The following is a 24,960-nucleotide window of genomic DNA, read 5'->3' as shown; positions in this document are numbered from 1 at the left end:
CGGCCGATGCCGCACTCGGCCGCTCGGAGCGCATTCTCACCGTCAAGGAGCGCACCCCGCTCAATGACGTGATGCGCCGCAACGGCTTCACCGATGTGATGATCGCGGCCATCGACGCGACGCTGCAGAACGTCTTCCCCTCCACCGAGCTGCCGGCCGGCGCGCGCCTGCGCATCCTGTTCGGACCCTCGCGCACCTCCAACACGCTCATTCCCTATCGGCTGAGCATCTATCTGCATGATGATGCCAACGACACCGACGTGCATCGCGCGACGGTGGCCATCACCGACAAGGGTCAGTATGTGCTTGGTCTGGCCCCGGCCGAGATCGAGTTCCCCGAGGAGGATACCGAAGAGGTCAACGTCGCCAATCTTCCCAGCGTCTATCGCTCTATCTGGGAAACCGGCCGCAAGCACGATCTCGACGATGCCACCATCGAGCGCATCATCGGCATGTATGCCTATGACGTGGACATGACCAAGAAGATCGCCGCCGGCGATACGATCGAGATTCTGAAATCGGTCCCCGATGCCGAAGGCCGCTCCGAGCTGCTCTATGTCGGCCTGACCCTGGGCAATACCACCCGCCAGCTCTACCGCTTTGGCACCGATGATGGCGTCATCGACTTCTATGATCCCGATGGCGAAACCGGAAAGCGCTTCCTCACCCGCCGGCCGCTGGAAGGCGGCGGCACGCTGCGCTCGCGCTTCGGCTACCGCATCCACCCCATCTTCAAGAGCCGCCGCCTGCATACCGGCGTCGACCTGGCCGCCCGCACCGGCACCCCGATCTATGCCGCCGGCGATGGCGTCATCCAGTATTACAAGTGGCAGTCCGGCTACGGCAACAAGGTCGAGATCCAGCACGTGAACGGCTACGAGACGGCCTATGGCCACATGTCGCGCTATGTCGACGGTCTCAGCGCCGGCAGCCGCGTGCGCCAGGGCCAGATCATCGGCTATGTCGGCTCCACCGGCCAGTCGACCGGCCCGCACCTGCATTTCGAGATCAAGATCAACGGCAATCTGGTCGATCCGCTCAGCGTCAAGCTGCCCAAGGACAATATCCTGCCCCAGCAGTATGAAGCCGAGTTCGCCCAGACCATGGCTCAGATCAACGATCTGATGACCCGCGAGCCCGCTCCGGTCACCGTGGCCCAGGCGAGCCAGTAGGGCGAGGGGCAAACCGCCCCTTGCGCTCCAGCGTCAGCCAGCCGACCACCGCTGAAACCGGGCTCAGCGCCGCGGTGATATAGCAAACCGCCGCAAACGCCGCGTCGGTCGCCCCCGTTCGAAGCGCCTCCTGCTCTGGTGACAGCCCTTGGGCGGCGAGGCCGAAAAAGATCGGCAGCTCGGCTGCCTCGCCCAGCCCGCGCTCGAACACCATGGCGACGATCGCTCCCAGCAGCGCCACCGCAACAAGCCCGGCCACGCGCGCCACCGCATTGTTGACCCCCGAAGCGACACCCGTATCGCTGTCATCCACCGAGGTCATCACCGCCGTCGACAGCGGCGAGACCACCAGCCCCATGCCCAGCCCGAGCAGCCCAATGCAGGGCGCCACCGCCAGCCACACCGCATGCAGTGGCGCAGTCACCCCCAGGCCGGCAAAGGCCAACGCCACGATCAGCGACCCCAGCGTAATCAGCGGCGCCGGACCCACCTGATCGGCCCACTTGCCGCTGAACGACGACAGCGCCGTCAGAGTTATCCCCAGGGGCAGCAAAGCGAGCGATACTGTGGCCGGGCTCTCACCCCACCCGCCGATCATGGTCATGGGCAGAAAGAACATGGTGCCACCCAAGGCAAAGTACAGGGCGAAAGTCAGCCCGTTTGCGCCGGAAAAGCCGATATTGGCAAACAGCCGCAGCGGCAGCATCGGCGCCTTGCTGCGTTTTTCCCAAGCCAGAAACGCAGCTCCCAGCACCAGTCCCGCGCCGCACCAGGCAATGGTATGCGACAGCGGCGGCACGCTCTCGCTGCCGTCTCCGGTGAGGCCGTAGGCGATGCACATCAACGATAGCGTCGCCAGCACGGCGCCCGTCACATCGAGCCGCCGCCCATCCCCTGGCCGATCCGGCGCCACCTTGAACCAGAGCAGCGCCAGCGCCACCACGCCCAGCGGCAGGTTGACGGCAAAGACCAGCCGCCAGCTCCAGTCGCCCAGCGCGGTCAGCAGGAAACCACCAAGAATCGGTCCGGCAATCGAGGTCAGCGACGAAGCTGCAGCCCAGATGCCGATGGCCCGGCCCCGCTCTTCGCGGGGATAGGCCTTGGCAATGATGGCCAGACTCCCCGGAACCATGACGGCCGCGCCGCTCCCCTGGATCGCCCGCGCCACCACCAGCACCAGCGGCGTCGGCGCGAGGGCGCAGAGGATGGAGGCGCCGACAAAGATCACGATGCCCAGCCCGAACACTGTTCGGAGGCCGAAGCGATCACCCGCCGCGCCGCCCAGCAGCATCAGTGCCGAAAGGAACAGCAGATAGCCATTGCTCACCCATTGCGCTTCGGCCAGCGTTGCGCCCAGATCCGCCCTGATGGCGGGAATGGCGATCGAGATGACCGATCCATCGATAAAGCCCATGCTGGAGGCCAGGATGGCCGCCACCAGCACGAAGCGGCGGCTTTGCGGGGCGGCAATATCCTGGTCCATGCTGGGTCCGGCGCGCGTGTAATGCCGGGCAATCTATTCCCGCGCGATCCAGACCGCCATCTCGTTTCCACCCGGCTCGCGGAAGTGGAAGCGCCTGCCGCCCGGGAAGTCGAACTGCGCCCGCGTGATCGTGCCACCGGCCGCCACTACCCGCCGCTCGGCGGCATCGAGATCGTCGGTCCTGACAATTGCCATCGTGGCCGCCACTTTACCGGGAGCCTGGTCCACGCCGCCATCGATGCCCGCCTGCTCCAGGCCGTCATAGTCCGGGCCGTAGCTGGTAATGCCCCAGCCAAAGGCGGCCTGAAAGAAGGCACTGGTTCCCGCCCGGTTGCTCGAGGGGAATTCGATATAGTCGATCCTGTCACGCATCTGTTTGACTCCCTGAGTTCCTTGTTTGTTCTACTTCGACCACTTCCCAGGTGCAAGTCCCCGGCAGTCGACGTAATCTGCCTCCGCGGCATGGCGCGCCACCAAATTGGCCGACTGATGATGAGGGGAGAGACTGCATGAACTTGCCTTTGCCTGGCCCGCTTGTAGTGCTGCTTGCAGCGCTGCTGGGCGTGGCCTTTGCCGCACCCACAACCGCCGACGAGGTAGCCGATTGCGGCACCCTGATCGCTAGCCCCTATGAGAAGGGCTACGAGACGACTGGTGTCGTTCCGGCCGATGCCAACCTGGTCCGGGCCGAGGAAGTCTGCGCCGCGGCCATAGCAGCCAGCCCCGCCTCCGATCAGGCCAAGGCATGGCTCGCACGCATCCATTTCTACTATGGCGAATATGACGCCGCCCTTCCGCTGCTGGAAGCGGCTGCCAGCGCCGACAATCCCCTCGCCCAGCAACTTCTCGCCGATATCCTGATCGATGGCCTGGGCGACACCCCGGTCGACGAGACCCGGGCCATCACCCTGCTCGAAGCTTCCGCCGCCGCCGGCTTCGCTCCTGCGCAGAACAGTCTGGGTGTCAGCTATGAGCGCGGCCAGGGCGTGGAGCAGGATGTCAGCCGCGCCGCCCAATTCTACGCCGCCGCCGCCAAGCAGGGCCTGCCCGTCGCCGAGGTCAATCTCGGCGTGCTCTATGCCGAAGGCAATGGTGTTGTCGAAGACGACGAACGTGCGACCAAGCTCTTCATGAGCGCAGCCGAAAAAGGCGATGCCGGCGGCATGAACAGCCTGGGCGTCAGCTACGAGATCGGCGAGGGAATCGATGTCGACCTAAACCTCGCCATGGACTGGTACCGCAAGGCCGCCGCAGCCGGCTCAATCGTCGCCCGGGCCAATATCGGCAATCTCTATCTGCGCGGGCTGGGCGTCCCGCTCGACTACGACATTGCCCGCAAATGGATCAGCAAGGCAGCCGAGGACGGTAACAGCTTCGGTCTCTTTCTGCTGGGCGAGCTGCATGAAAACGGCAATGGCGTCGCCATCGATCGCGATCGCGCCATCGAACTCTATCGTCAGGCCGCCACCGAAGGCAGCGTCGACGCGGAGGAGGCGCTGGCCCGGCTTGGCGTCACCGACTGACAAAAAGGCCGGTCTCGCGACCGGCCTTTTCCTGATTATGCCGCAGCGTCCGCCGCGCCCGGGCCACCCGGCCGCAGCACGACGCCCTCGTCATTGGCGTCGACCAGCACACTGGAGCCATCGGTGACCCGCCCGCCAAGGATTTCCTCGGCCAGCTCGTCCTGCACCGCCCGCTGGATCACCCGCTTCAGCGGCCGCGCGCCATAGGCAGGGTCGTAACCCTCATTGGCCAGCCACTCCCGCGCCCGCGGGGTCAGTTCGAGGACAATGTCGCGATCCTTGAGCAGCTGCTGCAGCCGCCCGAACTGGATATCGACAATGGCACCCATATGCTCGCGACCCAGCCGGTGGAACAGCAGGATCTCGTCGACCCGGTTGAGGAATTCCGGCCGGAACGCCGCCTTGACCATGTCGAGCACCTTGCCCCGCACCAGTTCCACCGATTCCCCGTCCTTGAGTTCGACGAGGTATTCGGCACCCAGGTTGGAGGTGAGGATGATCACCGTATTGCGGAAGTCCACCGTGCGCCCCTGCCCGTCCGTCAGCCGCCCGTCATCGAGCACCTGCAGCAGAACATTGAACACGTCCGGATGCGCCTTCTCGATCTCGTCGAACAGCACAACCTGGTAGGGTCGGCGCCGCACCGCCTCGGTCAGCACGCCGCCTTCGTCATAGCCGACATAGCCCGGAGGGGCGCCGATCAGCCGAGCGACCGAGTGCTTTTCCATGAACTCGCTCATGTCGAGCCGGACCATGGCCGTCTCGTCGTCGAACAGGAACTGCGCCAGCGTCTTGGTCAGTTCCGTCTTGCCGACGCCCGTTGGCCCTAGGAACATGAACGAGCCGATGGGCCGGTTCGGATCCTGCAGCCCGGCGCGCGACCGGCGCACGGCTTTCGCCACGGCTGCCACTGCTTCGGCTTGGCCGATCACCCTGGCTCCCAGGGCATCTTCCATCTTGAGCAGCTTGTCGCGCTCGCCTTCCAGCATCCGGTCGACCGGAATGCCGGTCCAGCGGGAAACGACCTGCGCAATGTGGCTGGGCGTCACCACTTCCTCGGCCATCAGCGGATCAACCTTGCCATCCCCATTGGGATCCTCGGCCGTCTTGATTTTCTTTTCGAGTTCGGGGATCACGCCATAGGCGAGCTCCCCGGCCTTGGCGAGGTCGCCCTGCCGTTGCGCGATCTCAAGCTGGCTGCGTGCCGCGTCCAGCTCTTCCTTGAGCTTCTGGCCGCCCTGCAGGCGTTCCTTTTCGGCATGCCACTTGGTCGACAGGCTCTGTGCCTGCTCCTCAAGATCCGCCAGTTCGGATTCCAGCCGGCCAAGGCGGGTCTTGGAACCCTCGTCCTCTTCCTTGCGCAAGGCCTCGCGCTCGATTTTGAGCTGCATGATGCGCCGGTCGAGTTCGTCCAGCGCCTCCGGCTTGGAATCGACAGCCATGCGCAGGCGCGCCGCGGCTTCGTCCATCAGGTCGATAGCCTTGTCAGGCAGGAAGCGGTCAGTGATGTAGCGGTTCGACAGGGTCGCCGCGCTCACCAGCGCCGAATCCGAGATCCGGATACCGTGGTGCAGCTCGTACTTCTCCTTGAGGCCGCGCAGAATCGAGATCGTGTCTTCCACGGTCGGTTCGTCGACAAAGACCGGCTGGAAGCGACGGGCCAGGGCCGCATCCTTTTCCACATGCTTGCGATATTCGTCGAGCGTGGTCGCACCGACGCAATGCAGTTCGCCGCGGGCCAGAGCCGGCTTGAGCAGGTTCGACGCATCCATCGCCCCGTCGGCCTTGCCGGCCCCGACCAGGGTATGCATTTCGTCGATGAAGAGGATGATCTGCCCCTCTGCCGAGGTCACTTCACTGAGCACGGCCTTGAGCCGCTCCTCGAACTCGCCGCGATATTTAGCGCCGGCAATGAGGGCACCCATGTCGAGCGACAGCAGGCTCTTGTTCTTGAGCGATTCGGGCACGTCGCCATTGACGATGCGGATAGCCAGGCCTTCGGCGATGGCCGTCTTGCCCACGCCGGGCTCGCCGATCAGCACCGGATTGTTCTTGGTGCGGCGGCTGAGCACCTGGATGGTACGGCGGATTTCCTCGTCGCGGCCGATCACCGGGTCAAGCTTGCCCTCGCGCACATCGGCGGTCAGGTCACGCGCATACTTCTTGAGCGCGTCATAGCTGTTTTCGGCCGAAGCGGAGTCGGCGGTGCGACCCTTGCGGATCGCCTCGATGGCCGTATTGAGGCCCTGCGGCGTCACGCCGGCCGAACTCAGGATCTTGCCGGCATCAGTGTCCTTCTCGACGACCAGCGCCAGCAGCAGCCGTTCGACCGTGACATAGGAATCACCGGCCTTCTGCGCCGCGCTTTCAGCGGTGTCGAAAACCCGGGCCAGCTCACGGCTCAGATAGAGTTGCGATCCGTCGCCGGACACGCTGGGGATCTTGCCAAGCGCAGCCTCAAGCTCCGCGCGCGCCAGCTTGGGGTTGCCCCCGGCGCGCTCGATCAGGCCATTGGCCATGCCCTGGTCATCGTCCAGCAGCACCTTGAGCAGATGCAGCGGGGTGAACTGCTGGTGACCCTTGCCGAGGGCAATGGTCTGGGCGCTCTGGATGAAGCCGCGGGCCCGTTCGGTATATTTCTCGATATTCATGCAACTCTCCTTGTCTCGCCCGCGACCCGGCCCCGAAGGCACCGGAAGACGCGGCGGAAGCGTCGTGCAATGAAACGCCCGACATTCGGCGCTGCTTCATCACGAGAGATATATGGGAGCGTTTTGGCAAACGAAAAGGCCGGACATCGCTGCCCGGCCTTTTCAATTTCTGTATCGTCTATTCTGCGGCGTTGGTGGTGCCTGCGGTGAGGAATGCCGGCAACTCGCCGACATCGGGCTGCTCGGCACCGGCCAGATCGGCCCCGCCATCGCCACCCGCCGGACGGCGGCGGCGCGGACGGCGTTCACGCGGCTTGCGGGCCTCGCCTTCAGCACCTGCGGCCTCTGCAGGCGCGGCTTCTTCGCCGGCCACGGCCGGCTGGCTGGTAGCAATATCGCCTTCGGCGCGCTCGGGGCGAGGCTGGCGCTCGCGACGTTCGCCGCGCTCATGGCGCTGCTGGCGTTCACCTTCGGGGCGCTCGCTGCGCGGGCGTTGCTCGCCCTGCTGCTGGCGCGGCTGCTCGCCCTCGGGCTGATCATCGCCCTCGGACTGTACATATTGCTGCTGCGGCTGCGGCTGTGGCGACGAGAAGCGGGAGTTCATCTCCGGCATATCATCATCAAAGTCGGCATCATCCTGCCCGTCGGGGCGCTGGCCGCTCTGCGCCTGCTGGGCGCTGGAGACGATGCGGAAATAGTGCTCGGCATGCTGGAGATAATTCTCCGCCATCACCGAATCGCCGCTGGACTGCGCATCGCGCGCCAGCTGCAGATATTTCTCGGCGACATGGGCGGCATTGCCGCGCACCTTCACGTCCGGACCGTTGCTCTCGAAATTGCGGGATAACGGATTGACGTGTTTGCGTCCGCCGTTCCGGCCACGCTGCCGGTTCTTGTTATTCTGATTATTGGGTCTCATCTGGTCGCTTTATCTAACTCTAGAAAAATAAGCGTCACACTGTTGGCGGACCGGCATCTTGCCTGGTCTGGCCAATCCGGAAAAAAGCTCTCGCGCTTCTCAAACCGGCTCTATCTGGCTTCATGAAGACCGAAACCGTCGGACGGCGCTCCGAACCCATCCCGCGTCGTTCCAGCCTCTGCCGGAACCGCGCTGCGCTTTGCAGCAAGTAGGATTTGTCGGGTGGCTAGTCGCCGTGGCGCTCATGAAGCGCCGTTGACAGCTGGGAACAAACTATAACGTTCGCAGCATCTTTGCCAGCATTAATTGCGCAGCACCACTCCCCCTGCCCTGCGCCGCCTCAGATATGGCGTGCGGCGACCACCCGATCAAGCCCGTTGAGATCGGTGTGGACTGTCACATCGTCGTAGCCGGCCTCCAGAAACAGCGCGCTGACCGCCGCGCCCTGGTCGAAGCCGATTTCGACCAGCACCCAGCCGTCCGGCGCCAGCCAGTCGGAAGCTTCCCTGGCAATGATCCGGTACGGCGCCAGCCCGTCGGGTCCACCGTCCAGTGCCAGGCGCGGATCGAAATCCTTGACCTCGGGCGCCAGCGTCTCGACCACGGCCGAGCTGATATAGGGCGGATTGGAGACGATGAGGTCGAATATCTCTCTCCCTTTGGAGTAGAGGTCGGCCGAAGGCCGGGTGAGGGGGCCTTCCCCACGCACGCCCAGCAAAGGCCCCCTCACCCGACCCGAAGTCGGGTCGACCTCTCCCCCAAAGGGAGAGGTGGTCAGTGGCTCAAACCAGCTGCCCTTAAGGAAATCGATCCGCCCAGCCATGCCATGCCGCGCGGCATTGTCCCGCGCCGCTTCGAGAGCCCGTCCGCTCAGGTCCACTGCGACTGCAACCGCGTCAGGCTGATTGGCCAGAACCGCGATGGGGATGCAGCCCGTGCCGGTGCCCAGATCGAGCAGGCGCCCGGCCGCGGGCAAGGCGCCGAGCGCCAGATCCACCAGCAGCTCGGTCTCGGGCCGCGGCTCGAGCGTGGCCTCGTTGAGCAAGAAATCGAGCCCGTAGAATGCACGCGCGCCGATGATCCGCGCTACCGACTCGCCGCTCATCCGGCGCTGCAGCAGATCCGCCACGCGCGCGACGCCGGCACTATCGGCCGGCTCGTTCTCCCGCGTCGCCAGTTCCAGCGTGCTCAGCCCCAGCGCATGACCGGTCAGCAATTTGGCGTCGAGCGCGGCGCTGGCAAATCCCAGCCGGCCCAGCACATCGCGCCAGCCACGCCACAGCGCGCCGATGCTGGGCTCCTGGCTCAGTTGACGGTCTCCATCGCCGCCAGCTGTTCGGCCTGGCTGGTGGTGATCAATGCCTCGATCAACTCGTCCAGCGCTTCGCCGGTCATCACCTTATCGAGCTTGTAGAGCGTCAGGTTGATGCGGTGGTCGGTGACGCGGCCCTGCGGAAAATTATAGGTGCGGATGCGTTCGGAACGATCGCCCGAGCCAACCTGGCCCTTGCGCTCGGCCGAGCGGGCGCTGTCGCGCTCTTCGCGCTGCATCTCGTAGAGCCGCGAGCGCAGCACGAGCATGGCCTGCGCCCGGTTCTGGTGCTGGCTCTTCATGGCCGAGGTCACGACGAGCCCGGACGGGATATGGGTGATACGCACCGCCGAATCGGTGGTGTTAACGTGCTGGCCGCCGGCGCCCGAGGCACGCATCGTATCGATGCGGATATCCTCGTTGCGGATTTCGATATCGATGTCCTCCACCTCCGGCAGCACGGCCACCGTGGCGGCCGAGGTGTGGATGCGGCCCGAGCCTTCCGTCGCAGGCACGCGCTGCACCCGGTGCACGCCGCTCTCGAACTTCATGCGGGCATAGACGCCCTTGCCGCTCACATTGGCGATGATTTCCTTAAATCCCCCCATTTCGCCGGGGCTTTCCTCCATCACCGTGACCTTCCAGCCATGGCCGGCCGCATAGCGCTCATACATGCGGAACAGGTCGCCCGCAAAGAGTGCTGCTTCATCGCCACCCGTGCCACCGCGGATTTCGAGGATGATCGACTTCTCGTCGGCCTCGTCCTTGGGCAGCAGCAGGATGCGGATCGACTGGAACAGGGTTTCAATCTTCTCGTCGAGCTCGGCGATCTCGGCCTCGGCCATTTCGGCCATGTCCTTGTCACCGCCCTTGAGCAGCGCTTCGGCCTCGGCCCGGTCGCTCAACGCCTTGTTATAGGCGCGGATCTCGCCGACGATCGGGGCCAGCTCGGCATGTTCCTTGGAGAACTTGACGAACTCGTCCGGCCCCGCGCCGCCCGACAGCGCCGCCTCGACATATTGGAAGCGCGTCTCGAGCGCGTCGAGCTTGTCCTGGGGAAGAGATGCCATGGCCTTGGGTCTTTCAAGTCTGCGAGCGTCTCGCTTTAGGGATAACGCCCTCGAACTGCAAGTATGGCGCAGCCTGAAGTGCCGCACGGCGCCGGCGCCTGCGGTTATTCGGAGAGAGACGGACCCCGAGGCGGATGCCGCCTCTGGTAATTTAAAAACGAGACGACATTCGCCTCGGGGCGCCGGTTTTTGGAACAGTCCCGGTTATCGCGCAGCATGATCGCTCGCCATGCTGCGGCCGGATCTCGAACCTGCGCGAGAGGCAAAGCCCGCGCCCCGCTCACCCCGCCACTGTTCGCCTGCAGGCCGCCCATGCGGGGTGATGGGGATGAGTGTGCCACAGGTTTTGGGGGCGGGGATAAGTGGGGATGATGTTGCAGTCGACGCCCACCGCCTTTGTGGGCTTCGGGCCGGCCGCAGGCCAAATCGCTCCGGGTAAGAAGGATCAAGGTGGTGTTTGGCCCGCATATCCGGGGCCAACCGACACCCCCTCCTACCTCCCCCATCAAGGGGGAGGTTTCGCTCCACTCGTAGGCACTATTGTGTCCCATCCACTGCGCGGCACCTCCCCCTTGATGGGGGAGGTTGGGAGGGGGTGACGGGAGGGCACTGCGCCAGTCGAACGCACCACAAGTGAGGAGCCTTCGGGGCAAGCCCAAAGGTGGCGATCGAGCTCGGGAGGCAACGAGCCGACCTCAGACCGGCAGGTTCTGCTTTTCGATCCATTCCTGCAGCAATTGCCGGATGGTCACGCCCTCGGCACCGTCGCTCAGCGCGGCGCCGACCGACAGCTGAATGGGCTTGAGGTCGAGGTTGAGCACCAGTTCCTTGATAGGACCGATCGAGGCCGGACCCATGGAAAGCCGGGTCATCCCGACGGCCATGAGGGCGAGGGCCTCCAGCGGCTTTCCAGCCAGCTCGCCGCACATGGTGATGGGAATATTGTAGCGCCGGGCGGCATCCACCACCATGCGAATGGCGCGCAGCCGCGGCATGCCGATGGGATCGTAATTCTTGGCAACCCGCGGATTGGCCCGGTCCGACGCAGTGAGGAACTGCACCAGGTCATTGGAGCCGATGGAGACGAAATCCGCTTCGGGCAATAGCTGGTCGAGCTCGAACAGCAGGGATGGCACTTCCACCATGACGCCCAGTTCCAGCCGGCTTGGCAGGGTCTTGCCCTGCCGGCGCAGCCGCTCGATTTCCTTCTGCACCACCAGTTTGGTCTGCAGGAATTCGAACGTCTCGGTGACCATGGGCACGAGGATCTTGAGCGGCCGGCCGTCGGCGGCCAGCAGCAGCGCGCGGATCTGCGTGCGCAGCAGCCCCGGGCGCTCCAGCCCCAGCCGGATCGAGCGGAAGCCCATGGCCGGGTTCTCTTCGGCCATCGAGCGCTGATAGGGCAGCACCTTGTCGCCGCCGATATCGAGCAGGCGGAACACCACCGGCCGCTCGCCCGCAATGGCCATGGCCTCGGCATAGAGCTCCTGCTGCTCCTGCAGCCGTGGCAGCTTGCTGGCGATCATGAACTGCAATTCGGTGCGGAACAGCCCGACCCCGGCCGCGCCGGTATCGTCAAGCATGGGCAGGTCGGCCACCAGCCCCGAATTGTGCAGCAGGGTGATCTGCACGCCATCCTTGGTGATGCTGGGCTTGTCCTTGAGCGCGGCATAATGCGCCCGGCGCTTGGCCGTGACCTTGACCTTGTCGATATAGGCCTGCTCGATATCGGGCGTGGGCCGCAAATGCACGATGCCAGCGGCACCATCGAGGATGATGTCGTCGCCGCTCTCGCACATCGAGACGATCGACTGCGCCTGGCCCACCGCCACCATGCCGAGCGAGCGCGCCACGATCGCCACATGCGCCGTGGTGCCGCCCTCTTCCAAGACGATGCCGCGCAGCTTCTTGCGGTCATATTCCAGCAGTTCCGCCGGCCCCATATTGCGGGCCACCAGGATCGCATTGTCCGGCAGCGCCTTGCGCGCCAGTGCCTGGCCGTCCCCGGTCAGCACGCGCAGCAGGCGATTGGCCAGATCGTCCAGATCATGCAGCCGGTCGCGGATATAGGGATCGGTCTGGCGCAGCATGCGGGCGCGGGTATCGTTCTGCACCCGCTCGACCGCGGCTTCAGCTGAAAGGCCGTTGTCGATCGCCTCGGTCAGACGGTGCACCCAGCCGCGATCATTGGCGAACATGCGATAGGTTTCGAGGATCTCGCGATGATCGCTGCCACCGGCCATGTCGCCATGCTCGAGCATCGCGTCGATGGAGAGGCGCATCTTTTCGAGCGCCGCCTCGAGCCGCACCTTTTCGGCCTCGGTATCCTCGGCGATGAAATTGGACACCACGACGCGCGGATCGTGCAGCACGACGGTGCCCAGCGCGATGCCATCGGTAAAACTCACGCCGGTGAACATGCGGGGACGCCTGAGATCGATGTCGGACCCCGGCTTGATCAGATTGTCGAAATCCGAGGTCGCGATCATCTCGGCCAGGATTGTGGCCGTAGTCAGCATCGCCTCGATCTCGTCATCGCCATAATGGCGGCGCTCGGCATTCTGCACCACGAGCACGCCCAGGGTCTGGCCGGCCCGCAGCACAGGCACGCCAAGGAAGGCATTGTAGCGCTCCTCGCCGGTCTCGGGACGATAGGCAAAGGCGGGATGGCTGGGGGCGTCGTCAAGGCTGAGCGGCTCGGCTTCCGCCGCGATGAGCCCGACCAGGCCCTCGCCCAGCCGCAGCGTCGTCATGTGAACCGATTCGGCGGCCAGGCCCTTGGAGGCAAACAGCTCCAGAGCGCCGTCATCGCGCAGCACATAGAAGGAGCACACATCGGCGCGCATATTGTCGGCGATCAGGCCCACGATCTTGTCGAGCCGCGCCTGCGAAGCCAGCGGCTCCGCCATCGTCTCGCGCAACTGCCGCAGCAGCACCCGTGGGCCGCCTATGGTCGTGACCATCTACCCCATTAGACGGCCCGCAAAGCCGCCCCCCTGTGTCGGACGCGGCTCAATCCCACCCGAGGGAGTTCAGACGTCCTTCTTGTCCAACCCGTAATAAGTATGGAGGGCGCGAACCGCAAGCTCGGCATATTGCTCGTCGATCAGAACCGAGGTCTTGATTTCCGAAGTGGTGATCAGCTGGATGTTGATGCCCTTGTCGGCCAGGGCCTTGAACATCGAGGATGCAACGCCCGCGTGGCTGCGCATGCCCACGCCCACGACCGAGACCTTTGCCCCACCCTTTGAGCCGGAAATCCGCGCATATTCGATGCGATCGCCGGCATCCTTGAGCGTCTTGATGGCCTTGTCATATTCGCTGTCGGGCACGGTGAAGGTGATGTCGGTGGTCGCCCCGTCATCGGCAATATTCTGCACGATCATGTCGACGATGATGCCCTGATCGGCCAGCGTGCCGAAAATGGCCGCGGCCACGCCCGGATTGTCCTTGACGTCGCGCAGGGTGATCTTGGCCTCGGCCTTGGCGAGCGTCACACCCGAAACGATCTGCTTTTCCACGATCTCATCCTCATCGCAAACCAGTGTACCGGGCACGCCCGTATCGGAACCGTCCGGCGCCACCTGGGGCGCATCGGGGTCGTCGAAGGTCGATCGTACGACCAGTCGTACCTTGTAGGCCATCGCCATCTCGACCGAACGGATCATCAGCACCTTGGCGCCGAGCGAGGCCATTTCCAGCATTTCCTCAAAGGAAATGCGGGCCAGCCGCTGCGCCTTGGGCACAATGCGCGGATCGGTCGTATAGACCCCGTCGACATCGGTATAGATGTCGCAGCGGTCGGCCTTGACCGCTGCAGCCACGGCCACCGCCGACGTATCCGAGCCGCCGCGGCCCAGCGTCGTGATCCGGCCATGCGGGGAGATGCCCTGAAAACCGGTGATGACCGGCACCCAGCCATCCTTCATCCGCTTGTCGAGCTCGGTCGGATCGATCTCGGTAATGCGCGCCGCGCCATGCGCGTCGTCGGTATGGATCGGCACCTGCCAGCCGGCAAAGCTCCGCGACTGGATGCCCATCTCGCTGAGCACGATGGCCATCAGCCCGGCGGTCACCTGTTCGCCCGAGGCGACCACGGCGTCATATTCGCGCGCATCATGCAGCGGGCTGGCCTCATTGACCCAGCCGACCAGCTCATTGGTCTTGCCACTCATGGCCGAAACGACCACGGCCACTTCGTGCCCGGCATCGACCTCGCGCTTCACATGGCGGGCAGCCTGGCGAATGCGTTCGACGGTCGCGACCGAAGTGCCACCGAACTTGACGACGATACGGGCCAATTTATTCCCCGAACTCCTGCCGAACCCGGCGGTACGCTTGATCTCGCGCGCTGCCATGCCACAAAGGCGGGGCACAGGCAACAGGGGAAGCGCGCCCTGCGACCACCCGCGCCTTGCCTCGGCCACGCTGGCGGGATCATATGGCGCCAAACGGAGCCGCCCCATGACCGCCAGCACCATCAATGATGCCGAAATCGCCAAATTCACCGCGATGGCCGAGCAATGGTGGGATCCCAAGGGCAAGTTCAAGCCGCTGCACAAGTTCAATCCGGTGCGCCTGTCCTATATCCGCGACAACCTGCTGCTGCATTTCGGGCGGGACGGCAATGCCATGCGCCCCTTCGATGGGCTGACCATTCTCGACGTGGGCTGCGGCGGGGGCCTGCTCTGCGAGCCGCTGGCACGCCTGGGCGCCACCGTCACCGGCATTGACGCCGCCGAGCGCAACATCGCCATTGCGCGCCTGCATGCCGAACAGTCGGGCCTCGACATCGACTATCGCGCCACCACCGGCGAGGCCCTGGCAGCGGAGGGCAAGACCTTCGACATGGTGCTCAACATGGAAGTGGTCGAGCATGTCGACAATGTGCCGCTCTACATGAAAAGCTGCGCCGATCTGGTAAAGCCGGGCGGCCTGATGCTGACCGCCACGCTCAACCGGACAGCGCGCGCCTGGGCCCTGGCCATTGTCGGGGCCGAGCACATCCTGCGCTGGCTGCCCAAGGGCACGCATGACTGGAACAAGTTCCTCACCCCCGACGAGATCAAGACCCTGCTGACCCGCAATGGCCTGGTCGTGACCGGTGAGACGGGCGTGGTGTTCCACCCGCTCGCCGATGAGTGGCGCCGGTCGCGCGACATGTCGATCAACTACATGGTGATGGCGGAACGCCCGGCCCGGCTGTAGCGCTCAGGCCTTCATCAGGTCCTGCTTGTGAACGCCGAGAACCAGCCGGTCACCGTCGATCCGGTCGATATGTTCAGGGAAAATGTAGCGGTCAGCGGCGAACAGCCCGTCGGCATCGAGCCGGACAAAGCCCTCGCGCAATGCCTTTTCCTGCATCTCGCGCGGCAATCGCTCATCCGGGGCGAATATATCGGCCAGCGCGGCGGCAAAGCTGTTACGCTCTTCTTGGAGGAGCGGGCTGACCCCTGCGGTTTCGGGGCCCGGCCGATCCGGGTCCTCGTCGCCGATACGGAACGTCTCGACCGTCCCGATCTCGTGCATCGAGCGGTCAAACACCTTCATACCGGCGTGAATGCTGTTGGGAATGGCTTCCATCATATCCTCCTGCGGTTCCCGTAATAACGTGTGAGGACGGTGCTCCGTTCCTGTTCGAACGGCCCGGATCGACGAACATTTCGACTGCCGATTCACCGCTGGAAGCGCTATGACTTGCTGCAGACCGCCAGCGGAGCTGACATGCATCTCAACGCCATCGTGATCGCCATTCTTGCCGCCACCGTTTCGGCGCTTCCAGGCTATGCCCAGAGCGAGGAGGACGTCATGGCTCAGATCGAGGCCATTCATGGCGACTCCGTCGGCTTTGGCGAGGCCTTCGGCCTATTGCAGGACGCGTTTCTGTTTGGCGATCCGACGACCATCGCCGATCTTGGCGCCTATCCGTTCGAAGTGGCCGCCAATGGCGAACTTTACGACATCTTCGAGCCGCAGGACCTGATCGACAATATCGACACCCTGCTGACCCAGGACACGATCGATGCCCTGTCCAGCCAGGATTTCGACGACCTGATCGTCACCAGCGAAGGCGTTGGCTTTGGCAATGGCGTGCTGTGGATGAGCAGTATCTGCACCGACGACAGCTGCGCCGAGACCTATTGGGGCATCATCCGCATCAACAACTAGGCGTCGCGCTCGGCTTCGATATCGCGCGCTAGTTCCTCGGTCTCGGCGTCCGAGAGGTCCGTCTTGCTGACGTCGCCCAGCGGTTCGTGACTGCGCTCCGTCTCGCGGGGCTTGTCGAGTGGCTTCGACTTGTCATCCTGACGGCGCTTCGGCAGGTCATTGCTGGTCATTATAGCGTCCCTTGTTCTGGCCGACGCTGCGCGTCAGCGCTGCAAAATCGGCGGCCGCGTCGCGCGCATTGGCAGCGCGCAGCAGGCGAATGGGAAAGGCCACCGCATCGCGATTGGCCGGGGTAAGATCCTCGATCGCCCGGTCATCGCCGGTTATCGCCGCCTCGGCCTGGGCCAGCGCCCGCTCGATTTCATCGCGCAAGAGGATATCCTTGGTCACAAGGCACCGGTTGACGGCGGCCACGGCCATCAGCAGGCCCTCGATCTGCAGGTTCGCAGCATTCATAGCGTCCTCCTCCACTCTCCCATCAACGCTCCGCACGGCAGAGCGATGCACTGCCATGGCGAGCTCTTTCTCCAGCACGGTCGCTGCCAGTCAGCCGGCACAGCCTAGCCCCACCGACTGACCGACATCCAGCCTCAGGACGTCAATCGTACCGTACGGTACGGTACGGTTTTCGATTGATCCAGACCCGGAATGGGTCTAGTAAGGAACGACCGCGCCACCTGGATCGGCGCACCGAGTTTCAAGGACATCTGTCATGCCTGCTTACCGTTCACGCACCACCACCCATGGCCGCAACATGGCCGGCGCGCGCGGCCTTTGGCGCGCCACGGGCATGAAGGATGGCGATTTCGGCAAACCCATCATTGCCGTGGTCAACAGCTTCACCCAGTTCGTGCCCGGCCATGTCCACCTCAAGGATCTGGGCCAGCTCGTCGCCCGCGAGATCGAGGCGGCCGGCGGCGTGGCCAAGGAATTCAACACCATCGCGGTCGATGACGGCATCGCCATGGGCCATGACGGCATGCTCTATTCCCTGCCCAGCCGCGACATCATCGCCGACAGCGTCGAATACATGGTCAACGCCCATTGCGCCGACGCCATGGTCTGCATTTCCAACTGTGACAAGATCACGCCCGGCATGCTCAATGCCGCCATGCGCATCAACATCCCGGTGGTCTTCGTGTCGGGCGGCCCGATGGAAGCCGGCAAGGCCATGCTCAAGGGCAAGCTGCAGGCGCTCGACCTGGTGGACGCCATGGTGATGGCTGCCGACGACAGCTATTCGGACGCCGAAGTCCAGGCCGTCGAGGAAGCCGCCTGCCCCACCTGCGGCTCCTGCTCGGGCATGTTCACCGCCAATTCGATGAATTGCCTCACCGAGGCACTCGGCCTCAGCCTGCCGGGCAATGGCTCGACGCTCGCCACCCACTCCGACCGCAAGCGCCTGTTCCAGGAAGCCGGCCATCTGATCGTCGACCTGGCGCGTCGCTGGTACGAGCAGGACGATGCGACCGCGCTGCCCCGCACCATCGCCACCAAGGCGGCCTTTGAGAATGCCATGACGCTCGACATCGCCATGGGCGGCTCGACCAATACCGTGCTGCACATTCTCGCTGCGGCCTATGAAGGCGGCATCGACTTCACCATGGACGATATCGACGCGCTGAGCCGCAAAGTCCCCGTGCTTTCCAAGGTCGCGCCCGCCAAGGCCGACGTGCATATGGAAGACGTGCACCGGGCCGGCGGGATCATGGCCATCCTGGGTCAGCTCGACCGCGCGGGCCTGATCAACCGCAAGGAACCGACCATCCACGCGCCCACCATGGGCGACGCCCTCGACAAGTGGGACATCTCCCGCACCAATTCGGAAAGCGTGCGCAACTTCTTCATGGCCGCCCCCGGCGGCGTGCGCACCACCCAGGCCTTTTCCCAGTCCAACCGCTGGGCCGAGCTCGATCTCGACCGCCAGAACGGCGCCATCCGCTCGGCCGAGAATGCCTTTTCCAAGGACGGGGGCCTGGCCGTCCTCAAGGGCAATATCGCCATTGACGGCTGCATCGTGAAGACGGCGGGCGTCGACGAATCCATCCTCAAGTTCACCGGCAAGGCCCGCGTCTTCGAGAGCCAGGACGATACCGTCAAGGCCATTCTCTCAAATGAAATCAAGGAAGGCGACGTGCTCGTCATCCGCTATGAGGGCCCGCGCGGCGGCCCCGGCATGCAGGAAATGCTCTATCCGACGAGCTATCTGAAATCCAAGGGCCTCGGCAAGGCCTGCGCCCTTCTGACCGACGGCCGCTTCTCGGGCGGCACATCCGGACTGTCCATCGGACATGTCTCGCCGGAAGCTGCCGAAGGCGGCACGATCGGCCTCGTGCGGGAAGGCGATACGATCGAGATCGACATCCCCAACCGCTCCATCACCCTGCTCGTCTCCGATGACGAACTGGTGCAGCGTCGGCACGATCAGGACAAGCTGGGCTGGAAGCCGGCCCATCCGCGCAAGCGCAACGTCACGACGGCCCTCAAGGCCTATGCCGCCTTTGCCACCTCGGCCGCCAAGGGCGCCGTGCGCGATACCCAGGCCATCGACAAGCTCTGGCACTGAGGCGGGCTGGTCTCCTGATAGGGGTCAACCATCACCCCTCCTGCCTCCCCCATCAAGGGGGAGGTTGGGAGCGGTGGGCCACACATGCCCCCACCGATTCATCCACGACAAACACGTGACAAGCACCGCACCGGGTGCTAAATGGCCCTCAGCCACCTGACGGCCTGCCAAGGCTGTCTTCTGGTCAGGTTCGATGGCGGGGATTCCACCCTCCCCATCGAACCGACCCTAATCCCCCGACATCGCAGATATTTCGCCCGGCGCTCAAAAGCGAAGGCCGGCAACGCTTTGCGCCGCCGGCCCTGAAATCCCGAGGGAGAGATAAAGGCCTCAGCCCTTCTTGCCGATCTTGTCCAGCGTGGCGAAGTCCTCATCGCTGAGCTTGATGGCAGCCGCCGCGACATTGTCTTCCAGATGCTTGACCTTGCCGGTGCCCGGAATGGGCAGCATGACAGGCGAGCGCTTCAGCAGCCAGGCCAGCGCGATCTGGCTGGGCGAGGCATTGTGCTTGGCAACGATGGCTTGCGCATCCGCGTGCCCCTTGACGAGGTCGCCGCCGGCCAAGGGGAACCACGGGATGAAGCCGATTCCGTTTGCTTCACAATAGTCCAGCACGTCCTCGCTCTCGCGATTGGCGAAGTTGTAGAGGTTCTGCACCGTGGTGACGGGGAAGAATTTCTGCGCTTCCTTGATCTCGGCGACGCTGACCTGGCTGAGGCCCGCATGACGGATAATGCCATCCTTCTGCAACTGCGCGATGGTCTCGAACTGTTCGCGTGCGGGCACCTTGGCGTCGATCCGATGCAGCTGCCAGAGATCGATCACATCGAGCTTGAGCCGGCGCAGGCTGAGGATCGCGCCCTGCCGCAGGAATTCGGGCCGGCCCAGCTGCGGCCAGACATCGGGCCCGGTGCGGGTGAGGCCGCCCTTGGTGGCAACGATCGTGCCCTTGGAATAGGGCGCCAGCACCTCCCCGATCAGCTCTTCGCTGATATGGGGTCCGTAGCTCTCGGCCGTGTCGATGAAGTTCACATTGAGCTCGGGCAGGCGGCGCAGCGTGGCCCTGGCTTCGTCGGGATCCTCTGGCGGACCCCAGATGCCCTTGCCGGTAATGCGCATGGCGCCAAAGCCGAGGCGGTTGACCGTGAGGTCGCCGCCAATGGAAAACGTGCCCGAAAGGGCTGCGTCGAGTGTGGTCATGAAGGATTCTCCGTTGATCGCGCCGGGATGGCGCCTCGGAATCGGAACCGGCTTGCCGGCTCAGAACTGGGTCAGTTGTGCTCTTCGGGCAGATCCGGGAGCGGCATGAAGTCGATGCCCTCGTCCAGCAAGGCGACGACATCGTCGCGCGTGGCTTCGCCATAGATGCCGCGCGCCTCGACCTCCTCGAAATGGATCTTGCGGGCTTCCTCGGCAAACCGGTCGCCGACATAGTCGGCTTCGCTGACCACCTTCTGCCGATAGGCCCGCAACAGGGCGCGGAGCTGGGCCGCGTCGGGCTGGGTCGAGCTCAGCGCAACCCTGTCGTGATCGGTACGCGCCACCGCCGGCGCCATCGGCGCCTTCTCGATTGCCGCGTCGCCGCACACTGCGCAGGTCACGATGCCGCGCGCCTGCTGTTCATCGAATGCGGCGGCATTCTTGAACCAGGCGTCGTATCGGTGGCCCTTGGAGCAATGGAGCGAATATTGAATCACGGCAACGTCTCATGAGCCGGATGGCTCTGCTGATTGATGATATAGGGCGCGGACTTAAGCCTGCAACGGGCCGGGCGCTGCAAAGTTTCGTGCATTGGCGAGCGCAGGGATGCGCTCGCGCGCATCGGCGACCAAATCGGGATCGATATCCGCCAGCAGAATGCCCGGCTCGTCATGCTCGAGTTCGGCGACAATGCGCCCCCAGGGGTCGATAATCAGGGAGTGGCCATAGGTTGCCCGGCCGTTGGCATGCTGCCCGCCCTGCGCCGCCGCGATGACATAGGAGCCGGTTTCGATGGCCCGGGCGCGCAACAGCACATGCCAGTGCGCCTGGCCCGTGGGCACGGTGAAGGCCGCGGGCACCGCGATCAGGTTTGCCCCGGCATTGGCAAGGCTATTGTAGAGCCTGGGGAAGCGCATGTCGTAGCAGATGCTCATGCCCAGGGTGAATTCACCCATCGGCGCTGTCACCGCTTCTTCGCCACCGGCATAGGTGGCGCTTTCGCGATAGGCATTGAGCCCGGCAATCGTCGCGTCGAACAGGTGGATCTTGTCATAGGTCGCCAGCATCGCCCCGTCCGGGGCGAACAGCACCGAGCGATTGGCAAAGCGCCCATCCGCCAGCGGCACCGCCAGCGAGCCGATATGGATATGCATGCCATGCTGCCCCGCCAGTTCGCCGACCCGCCGCAGTTGCGGATGGCCCTCGAAGGGCGAGGCCACGCTTTTGAGCTGCTCGCGGTTTTCCGGAAAGATCATGGTGACTTCCGGCGTGAGCACATAGTGCGCGCCAGCGGCCGCCGCCTCGGCCAGCATGGGCTCGAGCGCGGCAAGATTGGCATCCGGGTCGAGCCCGGAGCGCATCTGGATGGCGGCGATTTTCATATGGGTATGACTTCCCGTCAGGCCTGCAGCAGCGGATCGAGACCACCGCGACGATCCAGCGCCGCCATGTCGTCATAGCCGCCGACATGGGCATCATCGATGAAGATCTGCGGCACGGTGCGACGGCCATGCGCCCGCTGCGTCATCACCTCGCGCAGCGCAGGATCGAGCACGGTGATCTCGGTATAGTCGGCCCCCTTCTCGGCCAGCAGCGACTTGGCGGCATGGCAATAGGGGCAGGTCGGCGTGGTGTAGATCTCGATTTTGGCCATGGGCATTTCTCCAGTGGAGACGGGCATTTGTTCTTATATGGGCAAGTCCGCGCCGATGACAACGCGGGCAAAGGTCACGACATCGACAGCCTCCACCCCCGCTTTGAGCAGCGTCCGCGTCACGGCCTTGACGGTGGCCCCCGTTGTATAGACATCGTCGACCAGCACGACGCGCTTTCCCTGCGCCCGCAGCAGGATATCGGGATGGGCGGCGAAGGCGCCGGCGACGTTGCGCTGCCGGCCATCGCCGCTCAGCCCCACCTGCTGCCTGGTCTTGCGCGTCCGCCGCACCAGATCGCTGTCCACCCTGAGGCCGGTCGATCGGCCCAGCGCCCGGGCGAGTTCGGCGGATTGATTGTAGCGCCGCTCCCGCTGCCGGGACGGATGCAGCGGCACCGGCACCAGCAACGGCGCACCGGCCCAAAGCTCGTGACCGGCCCCCGCCATCAGCCGGGCGCAGAAGCGCGCCAGCTCCGGCCGGTCGCCATATTTGAGCCGCGAGACCACGGTTCGCGCCACCTCGCCATAGATCACGGCAGCCCGCGCCCGTCCGAAGGGCGGCGGATCGGCCAGCCCCTCGGCCGATAGGGCCTCGGACCCCAGCGAGACTGCAAAGGGCAGGCCCAGGCGCGGGCAGAGCGGAGCGGTGATCGGGCGCAGGGCCGCAAAGCAGTTTGGACAGAGCGTATCGGGCGTCGCCGTGGGCGCGTCGCAAGTGAGGCAGACCGGAGGATAGGCCAGATCGAGCAGCAGGCTGCCCAGCCGCCGCACGCCACCGCCGACGCGCCGGTGCCACCCCTGGCTTTTGACAACCCCTTCGGCGCTCTCCATAAGGCCAATAGTGCCACGTCCAGGAACGGCCGCAAGTCCATCATGAGCCAGCCGCCAGCGATTTTCGATACGCCACTGATCCGAGCCAACCTGGCCCGGCGCCCCGGCCAGGGTGACTTCGTGACCGATCTGGTGTTGGCCGATCTCCAAGACCGGCTTGCCACGCTGATCCGGGATTTTCCCAAGGCCCTGATCATCGGACCCGACTCGGCGCGCCTCCCCGAAACGGCGCGCTCCGCCAGCGCCGAAATCCGTTTCGAGCGCCATGCCGCTTTCGCAGGCAGTGATGACCTGCCCCCGATCGAAGGCGAGGACTTCAACCTCATCGTCTCGCTGTTGCATCTGCAGGCCGTCAACGACGTGCCGGGTTATCTGGCCCGGCTGCGCGCCCGCCTCGCGCCCGATGGCCTTCTGATGATTGCGGCACTCGGCGGGGAGACCCTCACCGAACTGCGCGAGGCCTTCCTGGCGGCCGATTCCCTGGTCTATGGCGGCGCCTCGGCGCGCGTCGCGCCCATGATCCAGGTCCGCGACGCCGGCGCGCTGCTGCAGCGGGTGGGCCTGGCCCTGCCCGTTGCCGACGTGGAAACCCATGTCGTGCGCTATGCCTCGCCCTTCGCGCTGATGGCCGAGCTCAAGGCCCTGGGGGCCGCCAATCCGCTCGTTGATCGACCCAAGCGGCTGGCCACGCCGGCCCTCCTGACCGCCGCAGCCAATGCCTATATGGCGCGTGACGGGGACCCGGACGGCCGCATCCGGGCGACGCTGGAAATCATCTGGCTGTCCGGCTGGGCCCCGCATGAGAGCCAGCAGAAGCCGCTCAAACCCGGCAGCGCCACGACGCGGCTGGGTGATGTCTTGGGCAAGGCCTGACGATGGACCAGCTTGCCGGCCACATCCTGATCCTGTCCGGCCCGCCGGGTTCGGGCAAGACGACGACGGCCGCGACGCTGGCGCACCTGCCGGGCGTGCCCAAGGTGCATCTGCATTCCGACGATTTCTGGGGCTATATCAAGCATGGGCTGATCGCGCCCTGGCTGCCCCAATCGCACGCGCAGAATGTCATGATCAGCCAGATCGCGGCCAGCGTGGCGGCGCAATATGCGCGGCACGGCTATTTCGTGGTGCTCGACGGCGTGGTGCGGCCCTGGTGGCTGCCGGCCTTTGCCCCGCTGGACGTGCCGCTGCACTATGTGGTGCTGCGGCCGACACGCGACGAGGCGGTAGCCCGCTGCCAGGCGCGTGGCGGCGATTCCCTGACCGACCCGGCGGTGGTCGCTGACCTGCACGACCAGTTCTCCGAACTGGGGACCCACGAGCGCCATGTCCTGCCGACGGATGGGCTGGACCGCCAGCAGACGCTGGACGCAGTCATCGCCGCGCTGGACAGCGGCCGCTTCCGGCTCTGATCGCCCGCCGCGCCATGAAAAAAAGGGCCGGTGTTTCCACCAGCCCTTTTCGCATTTTTTGTATGAAAACGCTCGCTTTACGCGGCAGCTTCCTCGTCGCTCTCGGCAGCGTCGGTTTTGACGCGCTTGGGCGACTTGGCCAGGTTCTTTTCAATCAGCTGAACGGCTTCGGTCAGCGTCAGCTTGTTGACGGCGCCGATTTCGCGGCTCATGCGGTCCATGGCCTGCTCGAACAGCTGGCGTTCCGAATAGGACTGCTCGGGCTGCTCTTCGGAGCGATAGAGATCGCGCACGACTTCGGAGATCGCGATCAGATCGCCCGAATTGATCTTGGCTTCATATTCCTGGGCGCGACGCGACCACATGGTGCGCTTGACGCGGGCACGGCCGGTCACGGTGGTCAGCGCCTGGGCGACCATGTCCTCTTCGGCCAGCTTGCGCATGCCGACGGATTTGATCTTGGCGACAGGCACGCGTAGGGTCAGCTTGTCCTGTTCGAAACTCAGCACGAACAGCTCAAGGGTCAGGCCGGCGACTTCTTGTTCCTCGATCGAGACGATCACACCGACGCCATGCGCCGGATAGACAACATACTCGCCAGTCTTGAACCCAAGCCGCTGCTGTGACTTCTTGGCTACCATAGTCATGGAACTCCTTGTTGACGCCCCAAAGTGGACAATTCCTTGCGGGAAGGTCCGTCCACTCCTACTCTTTTTACCAGTGCCCTAACGGGGCGCTGCGCAGCAAAGATCCCATGGCCATCCAGGTCCGCTTTCCCCGGAGGTCCATACATCTAGCGATGTTGTCAAAAAAATCGTGCCTTAAGGCACGGGCTGGGTGACGGGCTCAACTGCATATGGCGAGACCATAGCACAAAAATTCAGCAAAATCAAAAACTACGAATCAGGTGCAGATTTGCCATGCCGCAATGGGGCAAACATGTGGTCGGGACGCGCTTGCGCGCTTGTCCACCGGCTATGCACAGGATGAGCCGCCGCGAAG

24 protein-coding genes (1 of these 24 cut by a window edge) are annotated in these 24,960 nt (G+C 64.6%); 7 read left to right on the top strand and 17 right to left on the bottom strand.

All coding sequences use genetic code 11. The features are described from left to right. A protein-coding gene (locus ACLI1C_RS16545; protein ID WP_411398659.1) for a M23 family metallopeptidase crosses the window boundary here: on the top strand, positions 1-1,172 show its 3' portion. The gene continues 799 nt to the left of window position 1, outside the view; only the last 1,172 of its 1,971 coding nucleotides appear in the window; its start codon lies beyond the left edge, outside the window; its stop codon occupies positions 1,170-1,172. On the opposite strand, the gene ACLI1C_RS16540 is transcribed toward ACLI1C_RS16545, so the two are convergent. Together ACLI1C_RS16540 and ACLI1C_RS16535 are read right to left on the bottom strand one after the other, a co-directional pair. Beyond that, on the bottom strand, positions 1,147-2,655 hold the full coding sequence (locus ACLI1C_RS16540; RefSeq protein WP_411398658.1) for an MFS transporter: 1,509 nt from the start codon (positions 2,653-2,655) through the stop codon (positions 1,147-1,149). The two genes, ACLI1C_RS16545 and ACLI1C_RS16540, sit on opposite strands and share 26 nt — an antisense overlap. 33 nt (positions 2,656-2,688) lie before the next feature. Then, the gene (locus ACLI1C_RS16535; protein WP_411398657.1) at positions 2,689-3,027 is read right to left on the bottom strand and encodes a VOC family protein; all 339 of its coding nucleotides are present in this window, start codon (positions 3,025-3,027) and stop codon (positions 2,689-2,691) included. 137 nt (positions 3,028-3,164) lie between these two features. On the opposite strand from ACLI1C_RS16535, the gene ACLI1C_RS16530 reads away from it, so the two are divergent. After that, on the top strand, positions 3,165-4,178 hold the full coding sequence (locus ACLI1C_RS16530; protein ID WP_411398656.1) for a tetratricopeptide repeat protein: 1,014 nt from the start codon (positions 3,165-3,167) through the stop codon (positions 4,176-4,178). A gap of 35 nt (positions 4,179-4,213) precedes the next feature. On the opposite strand, the gene clpB is transcribed toward ACLI1C_RS16530, so the two are convergent. From clpB to ACLI1C_RS16500, 6 genes are all read right to left on the bottom strand, one after another. Next, positions 4,214-6,829, bottom strand: coding sequence for an ATP-dependent chaperone ClpB (gene clpB, locus ACLI1C_RS16525; protein ID WP_411398655.1), 2,616 nt, complete (start codon positions 6,827-6,829; stop codon positions 4,214-4,216). 178 nt (positions 6,830-7,007) lie between these two features. Beyond that, complete coding sequence (locus ACLI1C_RS16520) at positions 7,008-7,748, bottom strand: DUF4167 domain-containing protein (protein WP_411398654.1); 741 nt, start codon at positions 7,746-7,748, stop codon at positions 7,008-7,010. Between the two features lie 340 nt (positions 7,749-8,088). After that, positions 8,089-9,030: a N5-glutamine methyltransferase family protein gene (locus tag ACLI1C_RS16515; protein ID WP_411399070.1), complete on the bottom strand. Its 942-nt coding sequence runs from the start codon at positions 9,028-9,030 to the stop codon at positions 8,089-8,091. A gap of 23 nt (positions 9,031-9,053) precedes the next feature. Beyond that, a complete protein-coding gene (gene prfA, locus ACLI1C_RS16510; RefSeq protein WP_411398653.1) occupies positions 9,054-10,130 on the bottom strand; it encodes a peptide chain release factor 1 in 1,077 nt (358 codons plus the stop codon). Between the two features lie 695 nt (positions 10,131-10,825). Then, positions 10,826-13,093, bottom strand: coding sequence for a phosphoenolpyruvate--protein phosphotransferase (gene ptsP, locus ACLI1C_RS16505; RefSeq protein ID WP_411398652.1), 2,268 nt, complete (start codon positions 13,091-13,093; stop codon positions 10,826-10,828). A 69-nt stretch (positions 13,094-13,162) separates the two neighbouring features. Further along, positions 13,163-14,431, bottom strand: coding sequence for an aspartate kinase (locus tag ACLI1C_RS16500; RefSeq protein WP_411398651.1), 1,269 nt, complete (start codon positions 14,429-14,431; stop codon positions 13,163-13,165). A gap of 163 nt (positions 14,432-14,594) precedes the next feature. On the opposite strand from ACLI1C_RS16500, the gene ubiG reads away from it, so the two are divergent. Beyond that, entirely contained in the window at positions 14,595-15,338 is a 744-nt protein-coding gene (ubiG, locus tag ACLI1C_RS16495; protein ID WP_411398650.1) for a bifunctional 2-polyprenyl-6-hydroxyphenol methylase/3-demethylubiquinol 3-O-methyltransferase UbiG, read from the top strand. 3 nt (positions 15,339-15,341) lie between these two features. Here the strand turns inward: ubiG and ACLI1C_RS16490 are convergent, their stop codons facing one another. Beyond that, on the bottom strand, positions 15,342-15,716 hold the full coding sequence (locus ACLI1C_RS16490) for a hypothetical protein (RefSeq protein WP_411398649.1): 375 nt from the start codon (positions 15,714-15,716) through the stop codon (positions 15,342-15,344). Positions 15,717-15,854: 138 nt separating this feature from the next. On the opposite strand from ACLI1C_RS16490, the gene ACLI1C_RS16485 reads away from it, so the two are divergent. Continuing rightward, positions 15,855-16,298, top strand: coding sequence for a hypothetical protein (locus ACLI1C_RS16485; RefSeq protein WP_411398648.1), 444 nt, complete (start codon positions 15,855-15,857; stop codon positions 16,296-16,298). Here the strand turns inward: ACLI1C_RS16485 and ACLI1C_RS16480 are convergent. Next, the gene (locus ACLI1C_RS16480) at positions 16,295-16,468 is read right to left on the bottom strand and encodes a hypothetical protein (RefSeq protein WP_411398647.1); all 174 of its coding nucleotides are present in this window, start codon (positions 16,466-16,468) and stop codon (positions 16,295-16,297) included. The genes ACLI1C_RS16485 and ACLI1C_RS16480 overlap by 4 nt on opposite strands. Then, the gene (locus ACLI1C_RS16475; RefSeq protein WP_411398646.1) at positions 16,455-16,754 is read right to left on the bottom strand and encodes a hypothetical protein; all 300 of its coding nucleotides are present in this window, start codon (positions 16,752-16,754) and stop codon (positions 16,455-16,457) included. Before ACLI1C_RS16475 ends, ACLI1C_RS16480 begins: the two co-directional genes overlap by 14 nt. A 256-nt stretch (positions 16,755-17,010) precedes the next feature. On the opposite strand from ACLI1C_RS16475, the gene ilvD reads away from it, so the two are divergent. After that, positions 17,011-18,864 carry a dihydroxy-acid dehydratase gene (gene ilvD, locus ACLI1C_RS16470; RefSeq protein WP_411398645.1) on the top strand — a complete coding sequence of 618 codons (1,854 nt, stop codon included), beginning with the start codon at positions 17,011-17,013 and terminating at the stop codon, positions 18,862-18,864. A 330-nt stretch (positions 18,865-19,194) separates the two neighbouring features. On the opposite strand, the gene ACLI1C_RS16465 is transcribed toward ilvD, so the two are convergent. The 5 genes from ACLI1C_RS16465 to ACLI1C_RS16445 form a co-directional block, all read right to left on the bottom strand. Then, positions 19,195-20,064, bottom strand: a complete 870-nt coding sequence (locus tag ACLI1C_RS16465; RefSeq protein WP_411398643.1) for an aldo/keto reductase — start codon at positions 20,062-20,064, stop codon at positions 19,195-19,197. Between the two features lie 71 nt (positions 20,065-20,135). Beyond that, positions 20,136-20,561: a DUF1178 family protein gene (locus ACLI1C_RS16460; protein WP_411398641.1), complete on the bottom strand. Its 426-nt coding sequence runs from the start codon at positions 20,559-20,561 to the stop codon at positions 20,136-20,138. A gap of 54 nt (positions 20,562-20,615) precedes the next feature. Further along, the gene (locus ACLI1C_RS16455; protein ID WP_411398639.1) at positions 20,616-21,446 is read right to left on the bottom strand and encodes a carbon-nitrogen hydrolase family protein; all 831 of its coding nucleotides are present in this window, start codon (positions 21,444-21,446) and stop codon (positions 20,616-20,618) included. A gap of 17 nt (positions 21,447-21,463) precedes the next feature. Further along, positions 21,464-21,718, bottom strand: a complete 255-nt coding sequence (gene grxC, locus ACLI1C_RS16450; protein WP_411398637.1) for a glutaredoxin 3 — start codon at positions 21,716-21,718, stop codon at positions 21,464-21,466. Between the two features lie 33 nt (positions 21,719-21,751). Beyond that, positions 21,752-22,489 (bottom strand): ComF family protein, encoded by a 738-nt coding sequence (locus ACLI1C_RS16445; RefSeq protein WP_411398636.1) that lies wholly within the window; start codon positions 22,487-22,489, stop codon positions 21,752-21,754. Between the two features lie 102 nt (positions 22,490-22,591). On the opposite strand from ACLI1C_RS16445, the gene ACLI1C_RS16440 reads away from it, so the two are divergent. Beyond that, positions 22,592-23,422, top strand: coding sequence for an SAM-dependent methyltransferase (locus tag ACLI1C_RS16440; RefSeq protein ID WP_411398634.1), 831 nt, complete (start codon positions 22,592-22,594; stop codon positions 23,420-23,422). A 2-nt stretch (positions 23,423-23,424) separates the two neighbouring features. Continuing rightward, on the top strand, positions 23,425-23,958 hold the full coding sequence (locus tag ACLI1C_RS16435) for an AAA family ATPase (protein WP_411398632.1): 534 nt from the start codon (positions 23,425-23,427) through the stop codon (positions 23,956-23,958). Positions 23,959-24,035: 77 nt separating this feature from the next. Here ACLI1C_RS16435 and ACLI1C_RS16430 read toward each other — a convergent pair whose 3' ends face one another. After that, on the bottom strand, positions 24,036-24,605 hold the full coding sequence (locus ACLI1C_RS16430) for a CarD family transcriptional regulator (RefSeq protein WP_411398631.1): 570 nt from the start codon (positions 24,603-24,605) through the stop codon (positions 24,036-24,038). Positions 24,606-24,960: the final 355 nt, after the last annotated feature.

It is taken from the genome of Devosia sp. XGJD_8, assembly GCF_046614475.1.
Lineage (GTDB): Bacteria > Pseudomonadota > Alphaproteobacteria > Rhizobiales > Devosiaceae > Devosia.
The sequence above is the reverse complement of the archived record's forward strand: the minus strand, read 5'-3'. Positions and strand labels throughout refer to the sequence as shown.